Consider the following 350-nt stretch of genomic DNA (forward strand, 5'->3'; position numbering starts at 1 on the left):
ACCGTGCCCAGCAGGCGCAGGCTGGAGAGAGCGTACTGCTTCGGATGGATCTTCTCGTCGGCCTCGGCGGCCTTGATCAGCGAACGGATGGCCGTCGGCGCGGTGTAGAAGATGCTGACCTTGTGGCGCTGGATCATGTCCCAGAAGCGGCCGGCGTTCGGGAACGTGGGCACGCCCTCGAACACCACCTGCGTGGCGCCGGCCGCCAGCGGGCCGTAGGCAATATAGGTGTGGCCAGTGACCCAGCCGATGTCGGCGGTACACCAGAACAGGTCGTCCGGCTTGATGTCGAAGGTCCAGCGCATCGTCATCAGCGACCAGAGCAGGTAGCCGCCCGTGCTGTGCTGCAC

The 350-nt window shown here is 65.7% G+C and carries 1 protein-coding gene; it reads right to left on the reverse strand.

Features of this window, described 5'->3' with window-relative positions; all coding sequences use genetic code 11:
• Positions 1-350, reverse strand: a 350-nt coding sequence (locus AB4Z35_RS31445; RefSeq protein WP_442101359.1) for an AMP-binding protein, incomplete at both ends; no start/stop codon positions are given.

The sequence above is a fragment of the Pseudomonas sp. KB_15 genome (assembly GCF_052114525.1).
In the GTDB taxonomy this organism is placed as follows: domain Bacteria; phylum Pseudomonadota; class Gammaproteobacteria; order Pseudomonadales; family Pseudomonadaceae; genus Aquipseudomonas.